At 62.8% G+C, this 15,877-nt stretch carries 12 protein-coding genes; 5 read left to right on the forward strand and 7 right to left on the reverse strand.

All coding sequences use genetic code 11. The annotated features are described in order from the left end of the window. Window positions 1-49: 49 nt before the first annotated feature. Together QM596_RS11450 and QM596_RS11455 are read right to left on the reverse strand one after the other, a co-directional pair. On the reverse strand, window positions 50-1,621 hold the full coding sequence (locus QM596_RS11450) for a GMC oxidoreductase (RefSeq protein WP_283309067.1): 1,572 nt from the start codon (window positions 1,619-1,621) through the stop codon (window positions 50-52). Between the two features lie 102 nt (window positions 1,622-1,723). After that, window positions 1,724-2,275 (reverse strand): TetR/AcrR family transcriptional regulator, encoded by a 552-nt coding sequence (locus tag QM596_RS11455; RefSeq protein ID WP_029255269.1) that lies wholly within the window; start codon window positions 2,273-2,275, stop codon window positions 1,724-1,726. Between the two features lie 124 nt (window positions 2,276-2,399). Between QM596_RS11455 and QM596_RS11460 the strand changes: the two genes are divergently transcribed. The 3 genes from QM596_RS11460 (at window position 2,400) to QM596_RS11470 (ending at window position 5,324) form a co-directional block, all read left to right on the forward strand. Further along, window positions 2,400-3,416, forward strand: a complete 1,017-nt coding sequence (locus QM596_RS11460; protein WP_283309068.1) for an iron-siderophore ABC transporter substrate-binding protein — start codon at window positions 2,400-2,402, stop codon at window positions 3,414-3,416. An 87-nt stretch (window positions 3,417-3,503) separates the two neighbouring features. Continuing rightward, window positions 3,504-3,668, forward strand: a complete 165-nt coding sequence (locus QM596_RS11465; protein WP_283309069.1) for a hypothetical protein — start codon at window positions 3,504-3,506, stop codon at window positions 3,666-3,668. 213 nt (window positions 3,669-3,881) lie between these two features. Further along, window positions 3,882-5,324 (forward strand): sugar porter family MFS transporter, encoded by a 1,443-nt coding sequence (locus tag QM596_RS11470; RefSeq protein WP_020907569.1) that lies wholly within the window; start codon window positions 3,882-3,884, stop codon window positions 5,322-5,324. 88 nt (window positions 5,325-5,412) lie between these two features. Here the strand turns inward: QM596_RS11470 and dxs are convergent, their stop codons facing one another. Further along, window positions 5,413-7,359, reverse strand: coding sequence for a 1-deoxy-D-xylulose-5-phosphate synthase (gene dxs / locus QM596_RS11475; protein ID WP_019748259.1), 1,947 nt, complete (start codon window positions 7,357-7,359; stop codon window positions 5,413-5,415). 252 nt (window positions 7,360-7,611) lie between these two features. Here dxs and glsA point away from each other — a divergent pair, with 252 nt between their 5' ends. Beyond that, complete coding sequence (glsA, locus tag QM596_RS11480) at window positions 7,612-9,438, forward strand: glutaminase A (RefSeq protein WP_019748258.1); 1,827 nt, start codon at window positions 7,612-7,614, stop codon at window positions 9,436-9,438. 9 nt (window positions 9,439-9,447) lie between these two features. Beyond that, complete coding sequence (locus tag QM596_RS11485; RefSeq protein WP_019748257.1) at window positions 9,448-10,113, forward strand: SIMPL domain-containing protein; 666 nt, start codon at window positions 9,448-9,450, stop codon at window positions 10,111-10,113. Window positions 10,114-10,163: 50 nt separating this feature from the next. Here the strand turns inward: QM596_RS11485 and QM596_RS11490 are convergent, their stop codons facing one another. The 4 genes from QM596_RS11490 to QM596_RS11505 form a co-directional block, all read right to left on the reverse strand. Next, on the reverse strand, window positions 10,164-11,798 hold the full coding sequence (locus tag QM596_RS11490; RefSeq protein WP_021334295.1) for an MDR family MFS transporter: 1,635 nt from the start codon (window positions 11,796-11,798) through the stop codon (window positions 10,164-10,166). A 5-nt stretch (window positions 11,799-11,803) separates the two neighbouring features. Next, window positions 11,804-12,292 (reverse strand): MarR family winged helix-turn-helix transcriptional regulator, encoded by a 489-nt coding sequence (locus tag QM596_RS11495; protein WP_003942624.1) that lies wholly within the window; start codon window positions 12,290-12,292, stop codon window positions 11,804-11,806. A 154-nt stretch (window positions 12,293-12,446) separates the two neighbouring features. Continuing rightward, window positions 12,447-13,715, reverse strand: a complete 1,269-nt coding sequence (locus QM596_RS11500) for a class I SAM-dependent RNA methyltransferase (protein ID WP_020907565.1) — start codon at window positions 13,713-13,715, stop codon at window positions 12,447-12,449. Between the two features lie 48 nt (window positions 13,716-13,763). Then, window positions 13,764-15,758 carry an APC family permease gene (locus QM596_RS11505; protein WP_007732857.1) on the reverse strand — a complete coding sequence of 665 codons (1,995 nt, stop codon included), beginning with the start codon at window positions 15,756-15,758 and terminating at the stop codon, window positions 13,764-13,766. Window positions 15,759-15,877 lie beyond the last annotated feature (119 nt).

The following is a 15,877-nucleotide window of genomic DNA, read 5'->3' on the forward strand; positions in this document are numbered from 1 at the left end:
GTCACGGAGGCGTGCCTTCGGGTACGCCGTCCGTGGCGTTTGGGCAGGTTCAGAATAGGGTTCCCACATCGTCTTTCACGATGTTCTCGAGCGCACGCTCCGCGACGGCGGCGATAGTCATCGACGGATTGCACGCAGCGGAGTTCCCCGGCAACAGAGCGCCGTCGAGCACGTACAACCCCCGCTGGCCCAGAACCCGACCATCAAGATCGCACACCGAGTTCATGCAGGCACCGCCAAGGGGATGCCAGGTGGACGGCAGTAACGCGTTGGTGTCGGTGAGCAGTCCTCCTGCCGCGATCCGCTGGGCCGCAGGTCCGATGTGGCCTTGCTGGATCGCAGAGTCGCCATCCCTCGGCCAACGGAGCACCGCCTCGCCTCGCGCTGAGTCGTACACGAACCGACCTCGGTCGCTGCTGACCCCGAATCCGACCATCACCGTGCTGTGAGCGTCGAACGCCACCGGCGGGAACGACGCCTGAATGACGGTGAACGCGTTATGCGGGTCGTCCCAGTTCCGGCTGCCGTAGACGACCGGCCCGCCCTGCGTCGCACCGAAATTCTCCGCGAGATCCGACCAGATGTAGATCCGGTCGGCATTGGTCCCCCACCCCGCGCCGAGTTCGTCGGGCAGATCCGTGATCCGCCCCGTTGCCGCGGCGCGGACCAGGAGTTTGGTGGTGTTCATGCTGCCGGCAGCCATCACGAGCGCATCCGTCGTCAAAATCTTGTTCTCGAGAATGTTGCCGGAAATGTCGGTCCGGTCCACGTACACACGCCACCGTCCGTCGGCCGCCCGCTCGACATCGGTGACCTGGTGCAGAGTCTCCACATTCACCAATCCGGTCGCTTCCGCTGCCGCAATGTAGGTGACATCCACCGAATGTTTGCCCCCGTTGTTGACACCGAGCGCGCCGTCACCGTTGGTGTACGACGGCTTCATCTCACCCCGCAGTTCGGCCAACGCGTAGTTCCAGTCGATCGGCATCGGAATTTTCGACACCGGTAGACCGGAACGCGTTGCGTTACGCGCGAATACACGTGCCGCCTCGTAGTTCGGGCTGAAAATCAGTTCGTCGGGTGCAGTTTCCACTTGCAACATCCGCGCCACCCGCGGGTAATGGACGCGGTCCATTCGTGCGTAATCGAGCTCCTCCGGAAAGTGCGTGTTGAAGACCGCTTCTTCCGGTTGCAGCGTCATCCCTTGGTACACAAGCGATCCGCCGCCCACCCCGGCTGCGCAGATCGCGGTCATGTTCTCACCGGTCACCGTCTCCAACAAACCCGCGTATGGCTCGAAGATCGCCGGCCTGCCGAACAGAGTCGGGTTGGACTGATGCCAGAGGATACGCTTGTCCGGACTGGCGGGATGCGGAAAAGTTTCGGCATTCGGCCCGGTCTGCCACCGAATCCCTCTCTCCAGCAGGGTGACCGGAACCCCGGCCTCGGCCAAGCGAAGTGCCGTCACCCCTCCGCCGAACCCCGAACCGATAACCACGACACGGTGCACTTCACGTGTCAGCGGAATCCCTGTTGCAGCCTTGGCAGTGCGTGGCGCCATCATCGCGACTCCCACGGCGGCCGTACCGGCCAAGAACGATCTACGTTTCACTCCGGACATGACTGGTGCTCCCTCGAAGAATGTCGCCAGAGAATTCCGGGCACGCCAAAACTAGACACTCTGACGCTCGAGTGTCAAGGTTTTGGCGGAGCAGGCGAGGAACTACGAGGTCGACCGGATTGCGGGCCCGAGCCACCTCGAGAGAAAGGCCCGCAAGGAGTCATCGGAATGGACGAGGTCACTGTCGAATGCAACAACCGAAAGCCCCAGTCGCACGGCAATTTCCACTATCTCATCCAACTCCGCCTCCGTGGCGAGGCCACGTTCGACCATAGGGGCGAGCATCTGACCAGCGAAAGGTATTGCTCGACTCATCATTTCGAGATCGAAGACAGGGTTTCCCCGCTCGGCGAGGAGCAGAGTCGCGAGCACCGGGTGAGCACGCACGGCAGTTCGCGCGGCAACGATGAATTCGACGACGTAGTCGCACGCCGTGTCAACCGACTCCACCTGTGCCGTGATCTCCCCGAGAACCTCGACAGCGAGACCGCCCATCGCCTGGGAGACGACCTCTTCACGTGTACCGAAAATCGAGTACACCGTCTGGCGCGAGACACCGGCCGCGGTGGCAACTGCGGCAATGTTCACAGCCTCGAATCCGCCACCTTCGATCAGTCCGAGGGCGGCGCCGAGAATCTTCTGCTGTGATCGCACGAGGAAAGTATCGCCCACCGAAACGGCGCCCTGAGAAACGCGGTCCAGATCCGACTCCCACCTGCATAAACGGCACAATCGGTTTCGTTTGGCTGCCGAAATTCAGTAGGTTAGGCTGCCCTTCATGAAAACTTCTGTTCGGGGCTTCACTGCCCTCGGTGCGGCTGCAATCGCGGTCACCGCACTTGTCTCGTGCTCCTCGGATTCAGGCACATCCACGGCATCCCAAGGTACGGACGGATTCCCCGTCAGCATCGAGAACACCTTCGGCACCACGACCATCGACTCGAAGCCCGAGCGCCTCGTCACCCTCGGATGGAACGCGCAGGACATCCTGTACGCACTCGATCTGACTCCGGTCGGACAGCCCAAGTACACCTACGGTGCGGACGACAACGGCGTCATGCCCTGGGCCCAGGACTACTTCGACGCGGACAAGACAACGCTCTTCGACATGCCGGCCAGCGGAGAACCGCCGATCGAGTCCATCGCATCGTTGACCCCCGACGTCATCCTGGCGCCGTACGAGGGCTTCGAGGAATCCGTCTACAACCAACTGAGCAAGATCGCACCGACGGCCGCTTATCCCGGCGCAGCGTGGCAGACGTCCTGGCAGGACCAGACCCGCATCGTCGGCAAGGCAGTCGGCAAGAGCGAAGAGGCCGAGAAGCTCGTCGACGGCCTCGACGCGACTCTCGCCGATACCGCCGCAGCCCACCCGGAGTTCGCCGGAAGTACATTGGCAGTGGTCAACTTCGACACCGATTCGAGCAACATCAACGTCTATCTGCCCACCGACCCGCGGGTCCAGGTGCTGACGGAACTCGGATTCGTCAACGCGCCGGGCGTCGAGAAGCTCGCCGCGGACAATGCAGGTGGATCGTTCTTCAAGACGATCTCCTACGAGAACATCGCCGACATCGACGCCGACGTGATCGTCGGCTTCACCGACGGCTCCGGTGATCCGTCCGGCATACCCGCAGTCGGTGGACTCGACGCGGTCAAACGCGGATCCACCGCATTCCTCAGCGACACCCGCGTCATCGGCGGACTGAGCAACGTCAACGTCCTGAGCACGCCTTGGGTCCTCGGCCAGATCACACCGACGTTGAGTGAAGCCGCAAAGCGCGCGACCGCCTAGAAACGGGATTTTCACGACACCCTCAAAGCCAACTCCCACGGCAGGAACTACACGAGTGGGTTCACTCTGAAGCCTGACGCCACAGGCATGATCCTCGAGATGCACTTCTCCGGGGAATCCGAATCCACTTCACGTATCTCGAAGATCTTCACAGCGGTATTCGGTCGATTGGGCGCGCGGGTGACCCGGAAATTCATGGCAAAGGATTTCGAGGACATCGCAGCCAAAGCCGAGAGTCTCGCGGGTAAGTAAACCACCCTCACCTGCACCGACATTATTGTGTGCATAATGACTGCAATCAATACCTTGTCTCTGCGTCCGGTTGTTTCGACCTGGGAATGGACTCAGCTGGATAACGGCGCGTGAGTCCCCGCCAAATCTCGTCCGGTGGGCGTAGCGTGCAGAGTGCTCGCGGATGGATCGACGCATCGGGGTGTCGACCGTAGGGCCTTTGAGGGGGCAGGAATGGCATTCAGCGGAACCGCCTCCGGCGGTGGATCCGGCGCTACTCGCGCCGACGTCGGACATGCAGTGCTCTTCGCCGGCGCCGCCGCGCTCGGCGGTTTTCTGTTCGGATACGACACCGCCGTCATCAACGGGGCAGTCGGTGCGATCCGAGACAAGTACGACATCGGCGCCTCGGGCACCGGGCTCACGGTCTCACTGACTCTGCTCGGCGCAGCACTCGGCGCCTGGATCGCAGGCACACTCGCAGATCGCCTCGGCCGCATCCGCGTCATGCAAATAGCCGCGGTGTTGTTCATAATCGGCGCCGTCGGTTCCGCAGTTCCGTTCAGCGTCTACGACCTCACGTTCTGGCGCGTGGTCGGCGGCCTGGCCGTCGGTTTCGCATCGGTCATCGCTCCGGCGTACATCGCGGAGATCTCTCCCGCTGCGATTCGCGGCCGTCTCGGTTCGATGTACCAATTGGCGATCGTTCTCGGAATCGCCGTGTCGCAGTTGGTCAACTACGCACTCCAGGCCGCGGCCGGTGGCGATCGCAATCAGATCGCGGGCCTCGAGGCCTGGCAGTGGATGTTGATGCTCGAAGCCGTTCCCGCAGTTCTGTATCTGATCATGACGACCACGATTCCCGAGTCGCCGCGATTCCTCGTAGCGCAGGGCAAGGACGATCGCGCTCGCAAGATCATCTCCGACCTGGAAGGCGGCGATCACGACGCCGTCACCGAGCGGATGAACGAGATCCGCGACTCGCTCAGCGAGAAGCAGGCCAAAACCACGGTCCGCCAACTCTTCTCGAAGCGGCTCGGCGTCTCCCACCTCGTGTGGGTCGGTATCGCGTTGGCCGCACTGCAGCAGCTGGTCGGTATCAATGTGATCTTCTACTACTCCAGCACCCTGTGGCAGGCAGTGGGATTCGGCGCCGACCGCTCCCTTCTGATCAGCGTCGTGAGCGCCTTGGTCAACATCGTCGGTACGTTTGTCGCCATCGCCGTCATCGACCGGGTCGGTCGAAAACCGCTGTTGTTGGTCGGTTCCGCCGGTATGGCCATCTCACTGGGCACCGCGGCATTCTGTTTCCATTCGGCAACAGTGACCAAGAACGAGATCGGCGAATCGGTGGCCACGCTGACCGGAGCCAACGCGACTATCGCACTTATCGGTGCGAACGCATTCGTGTTCTTCTTCGCTCTGTCCTGGGGCCCGGTGGTCTGGGTGTTGATCTCCGAAATGTTCCCCAATCGCGTGCGTGCTGCTGCAGTAGGAATTGCGACCGCCACCAACTGGGTCGCGAACTTCCTGGTCTCCTGGACGTTCCCGGCACTGGCCGATTGGAATCTGTCGTACACCTACGCCGGCTACGCCGTCATGGCAGCGTTGTCACTGTTCGTCGTCCTGCGATTCGTGAAGGAAACGCGAGGCAGCACACTCGAATCCGTCCAGTAGCGAGATCTCACGGTTTCACACCGAAAAGCGGTGGCCCTCGGATTGATCCGAGGGCCACCGCTTTTCGAGATTATCGTGAGACGAGCCGTCAGCCTTGCGCGACTTCGCCCTGAGCCGAAGCCGACGACGCGTCTTCCTGGACGTGGACGCCGACGCTGCCCATCCCCGCCACCCAGCCGGTGATCTTGCGGGAGAGGTCCTGAGCCGTGAGTCCGAGTTCCTTGTGGATGGCTTCGCGGCTGGCGTGATCGAGGAACTGCTGGGGAACGCCCATGTCGCGGCACGACGTGTGCACTCCGGCGGCACGCATCGCGGCCGAGACCGTCGAACCGATGCCGCCGTGCAGACCGCCGTCTTCGATGGTGACCACAAGGGCGTACTTGTCCGCCATCTTCACCAGCGAATCCGCGACCGGCAGAACCCATCGCGGATCAACGACGGCAACCGAGATGCCCTGCTTGTCGAGCCGCTCGGCAATCTCCAGTGCCAAGGATGCAAACGGGCCCACCGCGACGAGGAGCACGTCGCCGCGCTCACCCTCGCTGGCCTTGAGAACGTCGACCATTCCGTCGAGTCGCTTCACTGCCGGAATCGCTTCGGGTACAGCACCCTTCGGGAACCGTACGACCGTTGGGCCGTCGTCGACGAGAAGCGCCTCGTCCAGTTCTTCCCGCAGTGTGTCTGCATCACGCGGTGCCGCGACGCGAATCCCCGGGATGATTCCGAGCAGCGAAAGATCCCAGACGCCGTTGTGGCTGGCGCCGTCGACTCCGGTGACCCCGGCGCGGTCGAGCACGACTGTCACCGGTTGTTTGAGCAGTGCGACGTCCATCAACAACTGGTCGAAAGCCCGATTGAGGAAGGTCGAGTAGATAGCAACGACGGGGTGAAGTCCGCCAAGTGCAAGACCGGCGGCCGAGGTCATCGCATGCTGCTCGGCGATACCGACGTCGAAAATCCGATCGGGGAACTTCTCCCCGAAGGCCGCGAGGCCGGTGGGCCCGGCCATCGCCGCGGTGATGGCGACGATGTCCTCACGACGCGAAGCCTGCTCGATCAATGCGGCCGAGAAGACCGACGTCCAGTCCGGCGCGGACGACTTGGTGCCGCGACCGGTGACGGGATCGATGACGCCGGTGGCATGCATCTGGTCGGCCACGTCGTTCTCGGCGTGTGCGTAACCGTTGCCCTTACGAGTGACGGCATGAACGATGACCGGTCCGCCGTAGGCCTTCGCCCGGCGCAACGCCGATTCCATGGCGGCTTCGTCGTGACCGTCGACCGGTCCGAGGTACTTGATACCCAGATCGGTGAACATGACCTGAGGGCTGACAGCGTCCTTGAGACCCGCCTTCATTCCGTGCAGGACGGAGTACGCGGTGCGCCCCACCCAGGGCAGTCTCTTGACCATGCGTCGGCCACTGTCGAGGGCGCGCTCGTAACTCGGCGCGGTGCGCAGTGCCGAAAGATGGTCGGCGAGGCCGCCGATGGTCGGCGCGTACGAGCGGCCGTTGTCGTTGACGACGATCACCACCGAACGGTCTTTTCCGGCTGCGATGTTGTTGAGGGCTTCCCAACACATTCCGCCGGTCAGGGCGCCGTCACCGACGACGGCGACAACGTGGCGATTCTGGCCCGTGAGCGCGAAGGCCTTCGCGAGGCCGTCGGCATAGGACAACGCGGCGGAAGCGTGAGAGGACTCGACCCAGTCGTGTTCGCTCTCGGCGCGGCACGGATACCCGGACAGTCCGCCCTGCTTACGCAGAGTGTCGAACTGATCCTGACGACCGGTGAGGATCTTGTGCACGTAGGCCTGATGGCCCGTGTCGAAGATGATCGCGTCCTGCGGCGAGTCGAAAATTCGGTGCAGTGCGAGGGTCAACTCCACGACGCCCAAGTTGGGCCCGAGGTGACCACCGGTCGCAGCGACCTTCAGCACGAGGAACTCACGAATCTCGTCGGCCAACTCCGTCATCTCGGCGTGGCTCAACTGACGTAGATCGTCAGGACCCTGAATGCGGGCAAGAACACCCAACGAGATCGCTCCCTCCGTGCTTCACAGCTGCACCGGTGCGCGCCGCGGCTGTCTTCGCGACAGTGCTGCCAGTCTACGGAGCGTTCCGGCGAACCGACACGCGGACTCGGCCCGAATCCGGTGTGACTTCGCGTAACAGCGAAATCCCACGGATCGCTCGTGATCGCAATCACAGACAAATGGGATCCGTCGCAATCGACTCGACAACTCTTGTTCCACAAAACGACCGCCATGTCGGCTTAAGGTCGACATATGGGAACTGTGGTCGAAGACCTGATAACGCGAGTGTTCGACGAAGTCCGATCACTCGACGAGGGCGAGTTGGCCGACTACATCCCCGAACTCGCGGCGGTCGCCCCCGATTCGTTCGGAATCTGCATCGCCACCGTCGACGGTTACGTCTACGAGATCGGCGACTCGCGAATCCCGTTCACCATTCAGTCGATCTCGAAACCCTTCACCTACGCCTTGGCTCTCGCCGATCGGGGAAGCGAGGCGGTTGCCGCGAAAATCGACGTCGAACCATCCGGCGAGCCGTTCAACGAAATCAGCCTCGACCCGCTCACCGAACGGCCACGAAACCCCATGATCAATGCCGGGGCGATCACCGCTGCATCACTGGTCGCCGGCCCGAATCCCGAGGCCCGCTTCGAGCGCATCCGCTCGGCGTACTCGAGGTACGCGGGCCGCGAACTGGCATTCAACGAGTCGGTCTACACCTCCGAGGCGCGCACCGGTCACCGCAACCGCGCGATCGGACACATGCTGCGATCCTTCGACGTCATCACCGGCAATCCCGACGAGGCCGTCGACCTGTATTTCCGTCAATGCTCGATCGACGTGACCTGCCGCGACCTGAGTCTGATGGCTGCGACGATGGCGAACAACGGTGTCAATCCGCTCACCCACGAGCGCGCGCTGGCCCCCGCGGGCGTCGAACAGGTCCTCAGCGTCATGGCGACGTGCGGCATGTACGACGGCGCCGGAAAGTGGCTGGTGGAGGTCGGATTGCCGGCCAAGAGCGGCGTCGGCGGCGGAGTCCTGGCGGTTCTGCCCGGCCAGATCGGCATCGCGGTGTACTCCCCCAGGCTCGACGTTCACGGAAACAGCGTTCGCGGAGTTGCGTCTGCCCGGGCACTGTCGAAGGAACTCGAACTGCACTTCCTCCACGTGACGCGGGCGTCACGCTCGTCGATCCGGGCCAGATACAGCGTCATCGAAGCACCGTCGCGAGTACGACGCACCCCGACCGAACAGGCTGTGCTCGACGACGTCGGCAAGCGCAGCCGGGTCTACGAACTGCACGGCGATCTCCTCTTCACCGGTGCCGAATCGGCGGTCCGCGAAATCGGCTCGGTGGACGAGGGCCTCGAAGTTGTCGTCATCGACGTCCGCCGTGTCGACGACGCCAGCGACGTCGCAGTACGCATGATCACTGCGCTGCAGGTTCAACTGGCCGAGCAGGCTTGTGCGGTGGCCGTCGTCGATCCGCAAGGACTGCTGGGACAACGAAGTTCGAGCATCGACCCCGCCAGAAGAAGTGGTCGGGTTTTTGCGGATCTCGATTCCGCCATGCAGTGGTGCGAAGACACGTTGCTTGCGGTGCATTGTGAGGCCGAACGGCAGGCGTCGACGATCTCGATCGAGGACCACCCAGTTCTCGATGCTCTGTCCGCGGCACAGATCGAGGGATTCTCGGCAGAGTTGGAGACTCGTACCTATGCCCGCGGCGAGAAGATCGCCCGCCGAGGTGAATCGGCGTCTGGCTTCTACCTGATTCTCAGTGGCCAGGTCAGCACCATGTTCACCGACGCGCACGGGGTCGAGCACCGCATCACGACGCTCTCCGCCGGAATGACGTTCGGCGAGATGACGATGTTCCTCGACACTCCGTTCCTCAACGACATCCGCGCCGATTCCACGGTCACCGTGGCCGTGCTGACTCCGGAGCGATATGCAGAACTGACCGCACAGGCACCCGAGTTGAAACTTGCGCTTCTCGAACGACTGGCTGCGGGCGCCTACGAGCAATTGGACCTGATGTTGCGGAGTGTCATATCCGCCGGACGAATCGGATAGGAAGTACACATGCCGACCACCGCCCTCACCTCGGAACCGTCCACTGTCACGGTGACCGGAACTGCCACTGCAACAGCTGTTCCCGACATCGTGCGGCTGACGATCGGAGTATCGGTGACACAGACGGCCGTTTCCGACGCATTCGACGCCGTCGCGCGTCTGTCCACTGCTCTGACCGAGACCCTGCACGCGCGCGGTGTGCGCGGAGCGGACCTCACCACCGCCGGGCTGAGCGTCCATCCGCAGACTCACTGGAGTGACGGAGGCCGCCAGGAGACAACAGGATTCACCGCATCGACAACTTTCCGAGTCGTACTGCGAGAGCTGGAGCCGGAAGCGGCGAACTCCCCCGCCGCCGTCATCGCGGCGTGTGTATCGGTGGGCGGCGACGCGATTCGGCTCGACGGGCTCGAGTTCGACCTCGACGACCGCAGCGATCTGGCGACAAAAGCACGCGAATTGGCATGGACGGCAGCCGAATCGAAAGCCAGACAGTTCGCGGACCTGGCAGACAAAGATCTGGTCGAAGTTCTCGAGGTGCTCGAGGACTTCGACCAGATCGTGCCGATGCGCGGACGTGTCGCGGCGATGAAAGCGGATTCGGCCCCGATAGCCGTCGAACGCGGAGAGATCGAAGAATCGATCTCTGTCCGCGTTCGATGGGCTATGGCGTGACATAACTGTTCAGAAGACGCGGCCTGCGGTAGACCAGCCGGGCATGCGGATCAGCGAGTGAGGTTCTTCTCTTCGCGCTCTTCTTCGTACTTCTGCTCGGCGTCAGGAGTCGCGATGTCGATCGTGGTGCGCAGCGGACGGTTCGGGATGAAGATGACCGACACGAGCGTGACCACAGCGACGACGGCTGCGACCAGGAAGATCCGTCCTGTTGCGTCGCCGTAGGCGAACCGAACGATCTGCGAGACGAAGTCAGGCATATTGCTCAGGTCGAGGCCATCCTGGAGGCTCTTTCCAGCTACTGCCTGCTGCTCGGGCGGCAAGGTGGAGACCGAATCGACTGTCAGTGTCTTGACGCGGGTCGCAAGAATCGAACCGAGCACCGACACGCCGATCGCGCCGCCGAACGTGCGGAAGAACGCCACGATACTGCTGGCCGCACCGATGTTCTCGACGCTGACCGTGTTCTGCACCGCGAGCACGATGTTCTGCATCAACATGCCGGTACCCAGACCGACGATGGCGATGAAGATTCCGATGGTCCACAGGCTGGTGGCGTGGTCGATCGTCGACAGCAGCCCGAAACCGACCAGCAGCAGTACTGCGCCGGCGACGATGAAGGGCTTCCACTGACCGAACTTGGTGATCAGCTGTCCCGAGCCGACGGAGGCGACGAGCATGCCTGCGACCATCGGAATGGTGAGCAATCCGGCTTCGGTGGGATCGAATCCGCGTGCGGTCTGGAAGTACTGCGTCAGGAAGGTCGTCGCACCGAAGAGGCCGACACCGACTGCGATCGAGGCGATGATCGCGAGAGCAGTTGTGCGCTCGGTGATGATCTTGATCGGCAGGATCGGATCCTTGACCTTGGATTCGACGAACATCGTCAGGCCGAGCAGGGCCAGACCACCGATGACGAAGAAGGCCGACTCCTTCGAGAACCAGGCGTAGTAGTCGTCCTGACCGGCAAACGAAACCCAGATCAGCAGGACGCTGACACCGGCGGTGAGCAAGGTGGCGCCCATCCAGTCGATGGAGACGTTGTCCTTCTTCACGGTCTCGACGTGCAGTGTGCGCTGAAGCAGGAACAGTGCGATGACTGCCAACGGAACACACACGTAGAAGCACCAGCGCCAGCCGGCAGTGTCCACGAGGACGCCGCCGAGGATCGGTCCACCGGACATCGAGACGGCCATTGCCGCACCCATGTATCCGGAGTAGCGACCGCGATCTCGCGGCGGGATGATCGTGCCGATGATGGCTACGACGAGAGCGGTCAGGCCGCCCATGCCGATGCCCTGGATGACACGTGCACCGAGCAGCAACGGAACATTGTGCGCCGCGCCGGCGATGACCGAGCCGATCACGAAGATGACGATCGCGGTCTGGACCAGGACCTTCTTGTTGTAAAGGTCGGCCAGTTTGCCCCAGATCGGCGTCGATGCCGCAGTGGCGAGCAGTGCCGTGGTGATGATCCAGGCGTACTGCGTCTGAGTTCCGTGCAGTTCACCGATGATCGTGGGAAGCGCTGTCGAAACGATGGTGCTGCTGAGCAGCGCGGTGAACAGCGCTGCGATGAGTCCGGTGAGTGCTTCGAGAATTTCGCGGTGAGTCATCGCGCCCGCTTCGCGAGCCGATCCGTCACCTCCGGTACTTGCCCGGGTTTCTCCTACTGTTGCTGCCATGTGCCTTATCTCCCAATACTTTCTACGCCCGTGTGCGGAACTGCCGGCGAGGCCTGCCGATTCGATGCGCCGAACGTCTCGTTGAGACGTTGCAGCGATGTCACTGCGGCCATGGCCTCTTCCTGGCTCCAGTCTTCGAGCATGTTGCGCAAACGCGCCGCACGCCGCTGCGTGGTTCTCCGTAAAACGTCGTGTCCCTCTTCAGATACTCGGATGCGGAACGCCCGCTTGTCAGCCGGATCGGGATTTCTCTCGACATACCCCGCGTCGACCAGATCCGACATTTGTCGGCTGAGCGACGACTGACTGACACATAGATCGACGGCCAATTCGTTCTGTCGGCACTCCCCACGCGCTGCCAGCATGAACAACACACTGACCAGCGCAGGCGGCAGCAGGCTGTCTGCACCGGTGGTGACCGCGGCTCGCAGCGATCTGCCGAACATGAAGATCGTGTCGACGAGCGCCTGGGCCGTCTCCGGCTGTACCGACATTGCCTACCCCTGAATTCGAGTGGCCCGAACGAGCCGTGACTTGAAAACGGAAAACTACTTGCAGAACGAAACTATACGATTAGTTGCGTAATGCAAGCAACTGTTCTGAACGCGAGAAGCGTCACACCGTTTCAGGGAAAGATTTCGGGACGCGTCAGCGTTCGAGGAGCGCGATGCACTCCATGTGGTGTGTCTGAGGGAAGGCGTCGAACGCTCGGAGGCCGCCGATTCTGAAGCCCTGCTCCAGGTAGAGACCGATATCGCGGCCGAACGACGCCGGGTCGCACCCGATGTGCACGATCCGTTCGGCGCCCGTTGCGGCGAGAGCTTCCACGACCGGACGGCCGGCTCCCGCACGTGGCGGGTCGAGCACGACGACGGCAGGCGAACGCTCCAGATCCGCGATGACGTTCTCGACGCGGGCGCTGTGGAAGCGCACCTGACCGAGATCGGACAGAGCTGCCCGCCCGTCCGCGACTGCGCGCGCCGAAGATTCGACTGACTCCACCACGCCGGACGGCCCGACAAGGTCGGCGAGCACGGATGCGAAAACCCCGACTCCGCCGTAGAGATCCCACGCCGTGTCCGCGGTAGCGGCTCCGGCCCACTCCCCGACCACCTGTGAGTACGCGTTCGCAGCGCCGCGATGGGCCTGCCAGAAACCGGTCGCGGCCAGCGCCCATTCTCGATTGCCGACGCGCTCGATCACTGTGTCCGATCCGATGGCCACTCGGGTCTTTCGCGGGCCGCCGCTCGCCGCTCGGCGTGCCATCGCGCCGCGACGCCCCGGCGTCCGCCGTCCCGTCTTGGACACCGCGGGTGCGGCAATTTCCACGACGTGCCGCTGACCGGCAGCGTCGAGAACGACCTGCAGCTCGCTCCCTGGCGCCCATTGCGCACCGCCGAGACCGTCGTACGCGCTCTGATCGATCTGGGTGCAGCGCAGGTCCGTGACGATCCGGTTGCTCCGGTACGCGTGGTATCCCGCGACCCCGTGCCCGTCCACCGCCAACCGGACTCGCGTGCGCCAACCCGTTCCGTCTCCGGTTCCAGGTAGTTCCTCTACCGCGACGTCCGATTCGACACGAGCGAGTCGCAGAAGCTGCTCACGCACGACCGAGGTCTTCATCTCACGTTGGACACTCAGATCCGCATGCGAGTAGTCGCAGCAGCCCGCCCCGCCCGGGCCGGAGATCGGGCATGTCGGATCGATGCGATGCGGAGATGCGTCGAGAACTGTGATCGCGTCGGCGCGGCAGAACGATCCACCCTTGTCCTCCGTCACCCGGACCAGCGCCCGCTCCCCCGGCAAACCGTGACGGACGAACACGACCCGTCCCTCGTGCCGGGCGACGACGAACCCGCCGTGACCGGGGTTGCCCAGATCGACCTCGAAGGTCTGCCCGGTCCAATTCTCACTCAACGAACTACGCCTGCCATTTCGATGTTGCCGATCATTTTTCGCCGGTGATCATTTCTCGCCGGTGTCGTAACCGCGACGCGTGGCGCCTGCGGTCTTCTCGATGTCCAGCGGCTTTGCCTTTGCCGACGAACTCAGCTGCCACGGAACGCTGGTCACCATCACGCCGGGCTGGAAGAGCAGACGACTCTTCAGACGAAGCGCGCTCTGATTGTGCAGGATCTGCTCCCACCAGTGTCCGACGACGTACTCGGGAATGAAGACGGTGACGACATCACGCGGAGCATCGCGTCGTACACGCTTGACGTAATCGAGAACCGGCTTGGTGATTTCGCGGTACGGCGACTCGATCACCTTGAGCGGAACCGTCACGTCGCTCTTCTCCCACTCACGCACGAGTGCACGGGTGTCGGGCTCGTCGACGTTGACCGTGATGGCTTCGAGGGTGTCCGGTCGCGTGGCTCGCGCGTAGGCGAGAGCTCGCATCGTCGGCATGTGCAACTTCGAGACGAGCACGATCGAGTGCGTGCGGCTGGGAAGTACGCCGTCCCACTCCTGCTCCTCGAGCTCGGCTGCGACGCTGTCGTAGTGCTTGCGGATCATCTTCATCACGATGAAGATCGCGACCATCGCGACGATGGCGATCCAGGCGCCGGCAGCGAACTTGGTGATCAGAACGATGATCAGGACGGTGGCGGTCATTGCGAGACCGATCGAATTGATCACTCGCGAGCGCTGCATCCGGGCCCGCTGTGCCTTGTCGGTCTCGGACTTCAGATGCCGAGTCCAGTGCTTGATCATGCCCGTCTGGCTGAGCACGAACGAGACGAAGACGCCGACGATGTACAGCTGGATGAGCTTGGTGACCTCGGCGCCGAACACCACGACGAATGCGATCGCAGCACCGGAGAGGAAGAGGATTCCGTTGCTGAATGCCAGTCGGTCGCCGCGCGTGTGCAGCTGACGCGGTAGGTACCGGTCCTGCGCCAGGATCGATCCGAGTACCGGGAATCCGTTGAACGCGGTGTTCGCGGCCAGAACCAAGATCAGTGCCGTGACGATCGCCATGAAGAAGAATCCGATCGGGAAACCACTGAACACGGCTTCGGCGATCTGCGCGATCAAGGTCTTCTGGTGGTAACCCTCCGGCGCACCGACCAGCTGTTCCTGCGGATTGTGTGCGTAGACGATGCCGATCTTCTGAGCCAGGATGATGATGCCCATCAACAGGACGATGGCGATCGACCCGAGCAGCAGCAAGGTCGTGGCCGCGTTGCGCGATTTCGGCTTCTGGAACGCCGGTACGCCGTTACTGATGGCCTCGACGCCGGTCAAGGCAGCACAGCCCGAGGAGAAGGCGCGCGCGATCAGGAACGCGAAGGCAATTCCGTACAGATGCGAATCCTCGGCGTTGAGCGTGAACGACGACGATTCCGCGTGCACGTCCTCGCCGAGAACGTAGATCCGGAAGAACCCCCACCCGAGCATCAGGAACATGCCGACGATGAATGCATAGGTCGGAATAGCGAACGCGGTCCCCGATTCACGGATACCGCGAAGGTTGACCGCGGTCAGCAACACGATCGCCGCAACCGCGAACAACACCTTGTGCTGTGCGACGAACGGCAGAGCCGAGCCGATGTTCGACGCCGCCGACGAGATCGACACGGCGACCGTCAGCACGTAGTCGACCATCAGCGCACTACCGACGGTGAGACCGGCGGTCGGGCCGAGGTTGACCGTTGCAACCTCGTAGTCGCCGCCACCGGACGGGTATGCATGGACGTTCTGGCGGTAGCTCGCCACCACCACAGCCATGACGATGGCGACGGACAATCCGATCCAGGGCGTGTACGCATACGCGGAAATACCCGCGACGGAGAGAACCAGGAAGATTTCTTCGGGGGCATACGCGACGGACGACATCGCGTCGGACGCGAAGACCGGTAGTGCAATTCGCTTGGGTAGCAGCGTGTGCCCGAGTTTGTCGCTTCGGAACGGCCGACCGAGCAGGAGCCGCTTGGTAGCGGTCGAGAGCTTAGACACGTGCAAAGCGTAAGCCGTCTCGCCCGATTCGGAGTCATCAGAGCCCCAACTTCACCTTTTGTCGTGACACCCGGCACGCAGGCGACCGTTGTACTTGCTCTTCCCGTGAGGGGCTGTAC

It is taken from the genome of Rhodococcus sp. IEGM 1406 (genome assembly GCF_030056745.1).
GTDB lineage: Bacteria > Actinomycetota > Actinomycetes > Mycobacteriales > Mycobacteriaceae > Rhodococcus_F > Rhodococcus_F erythropolis.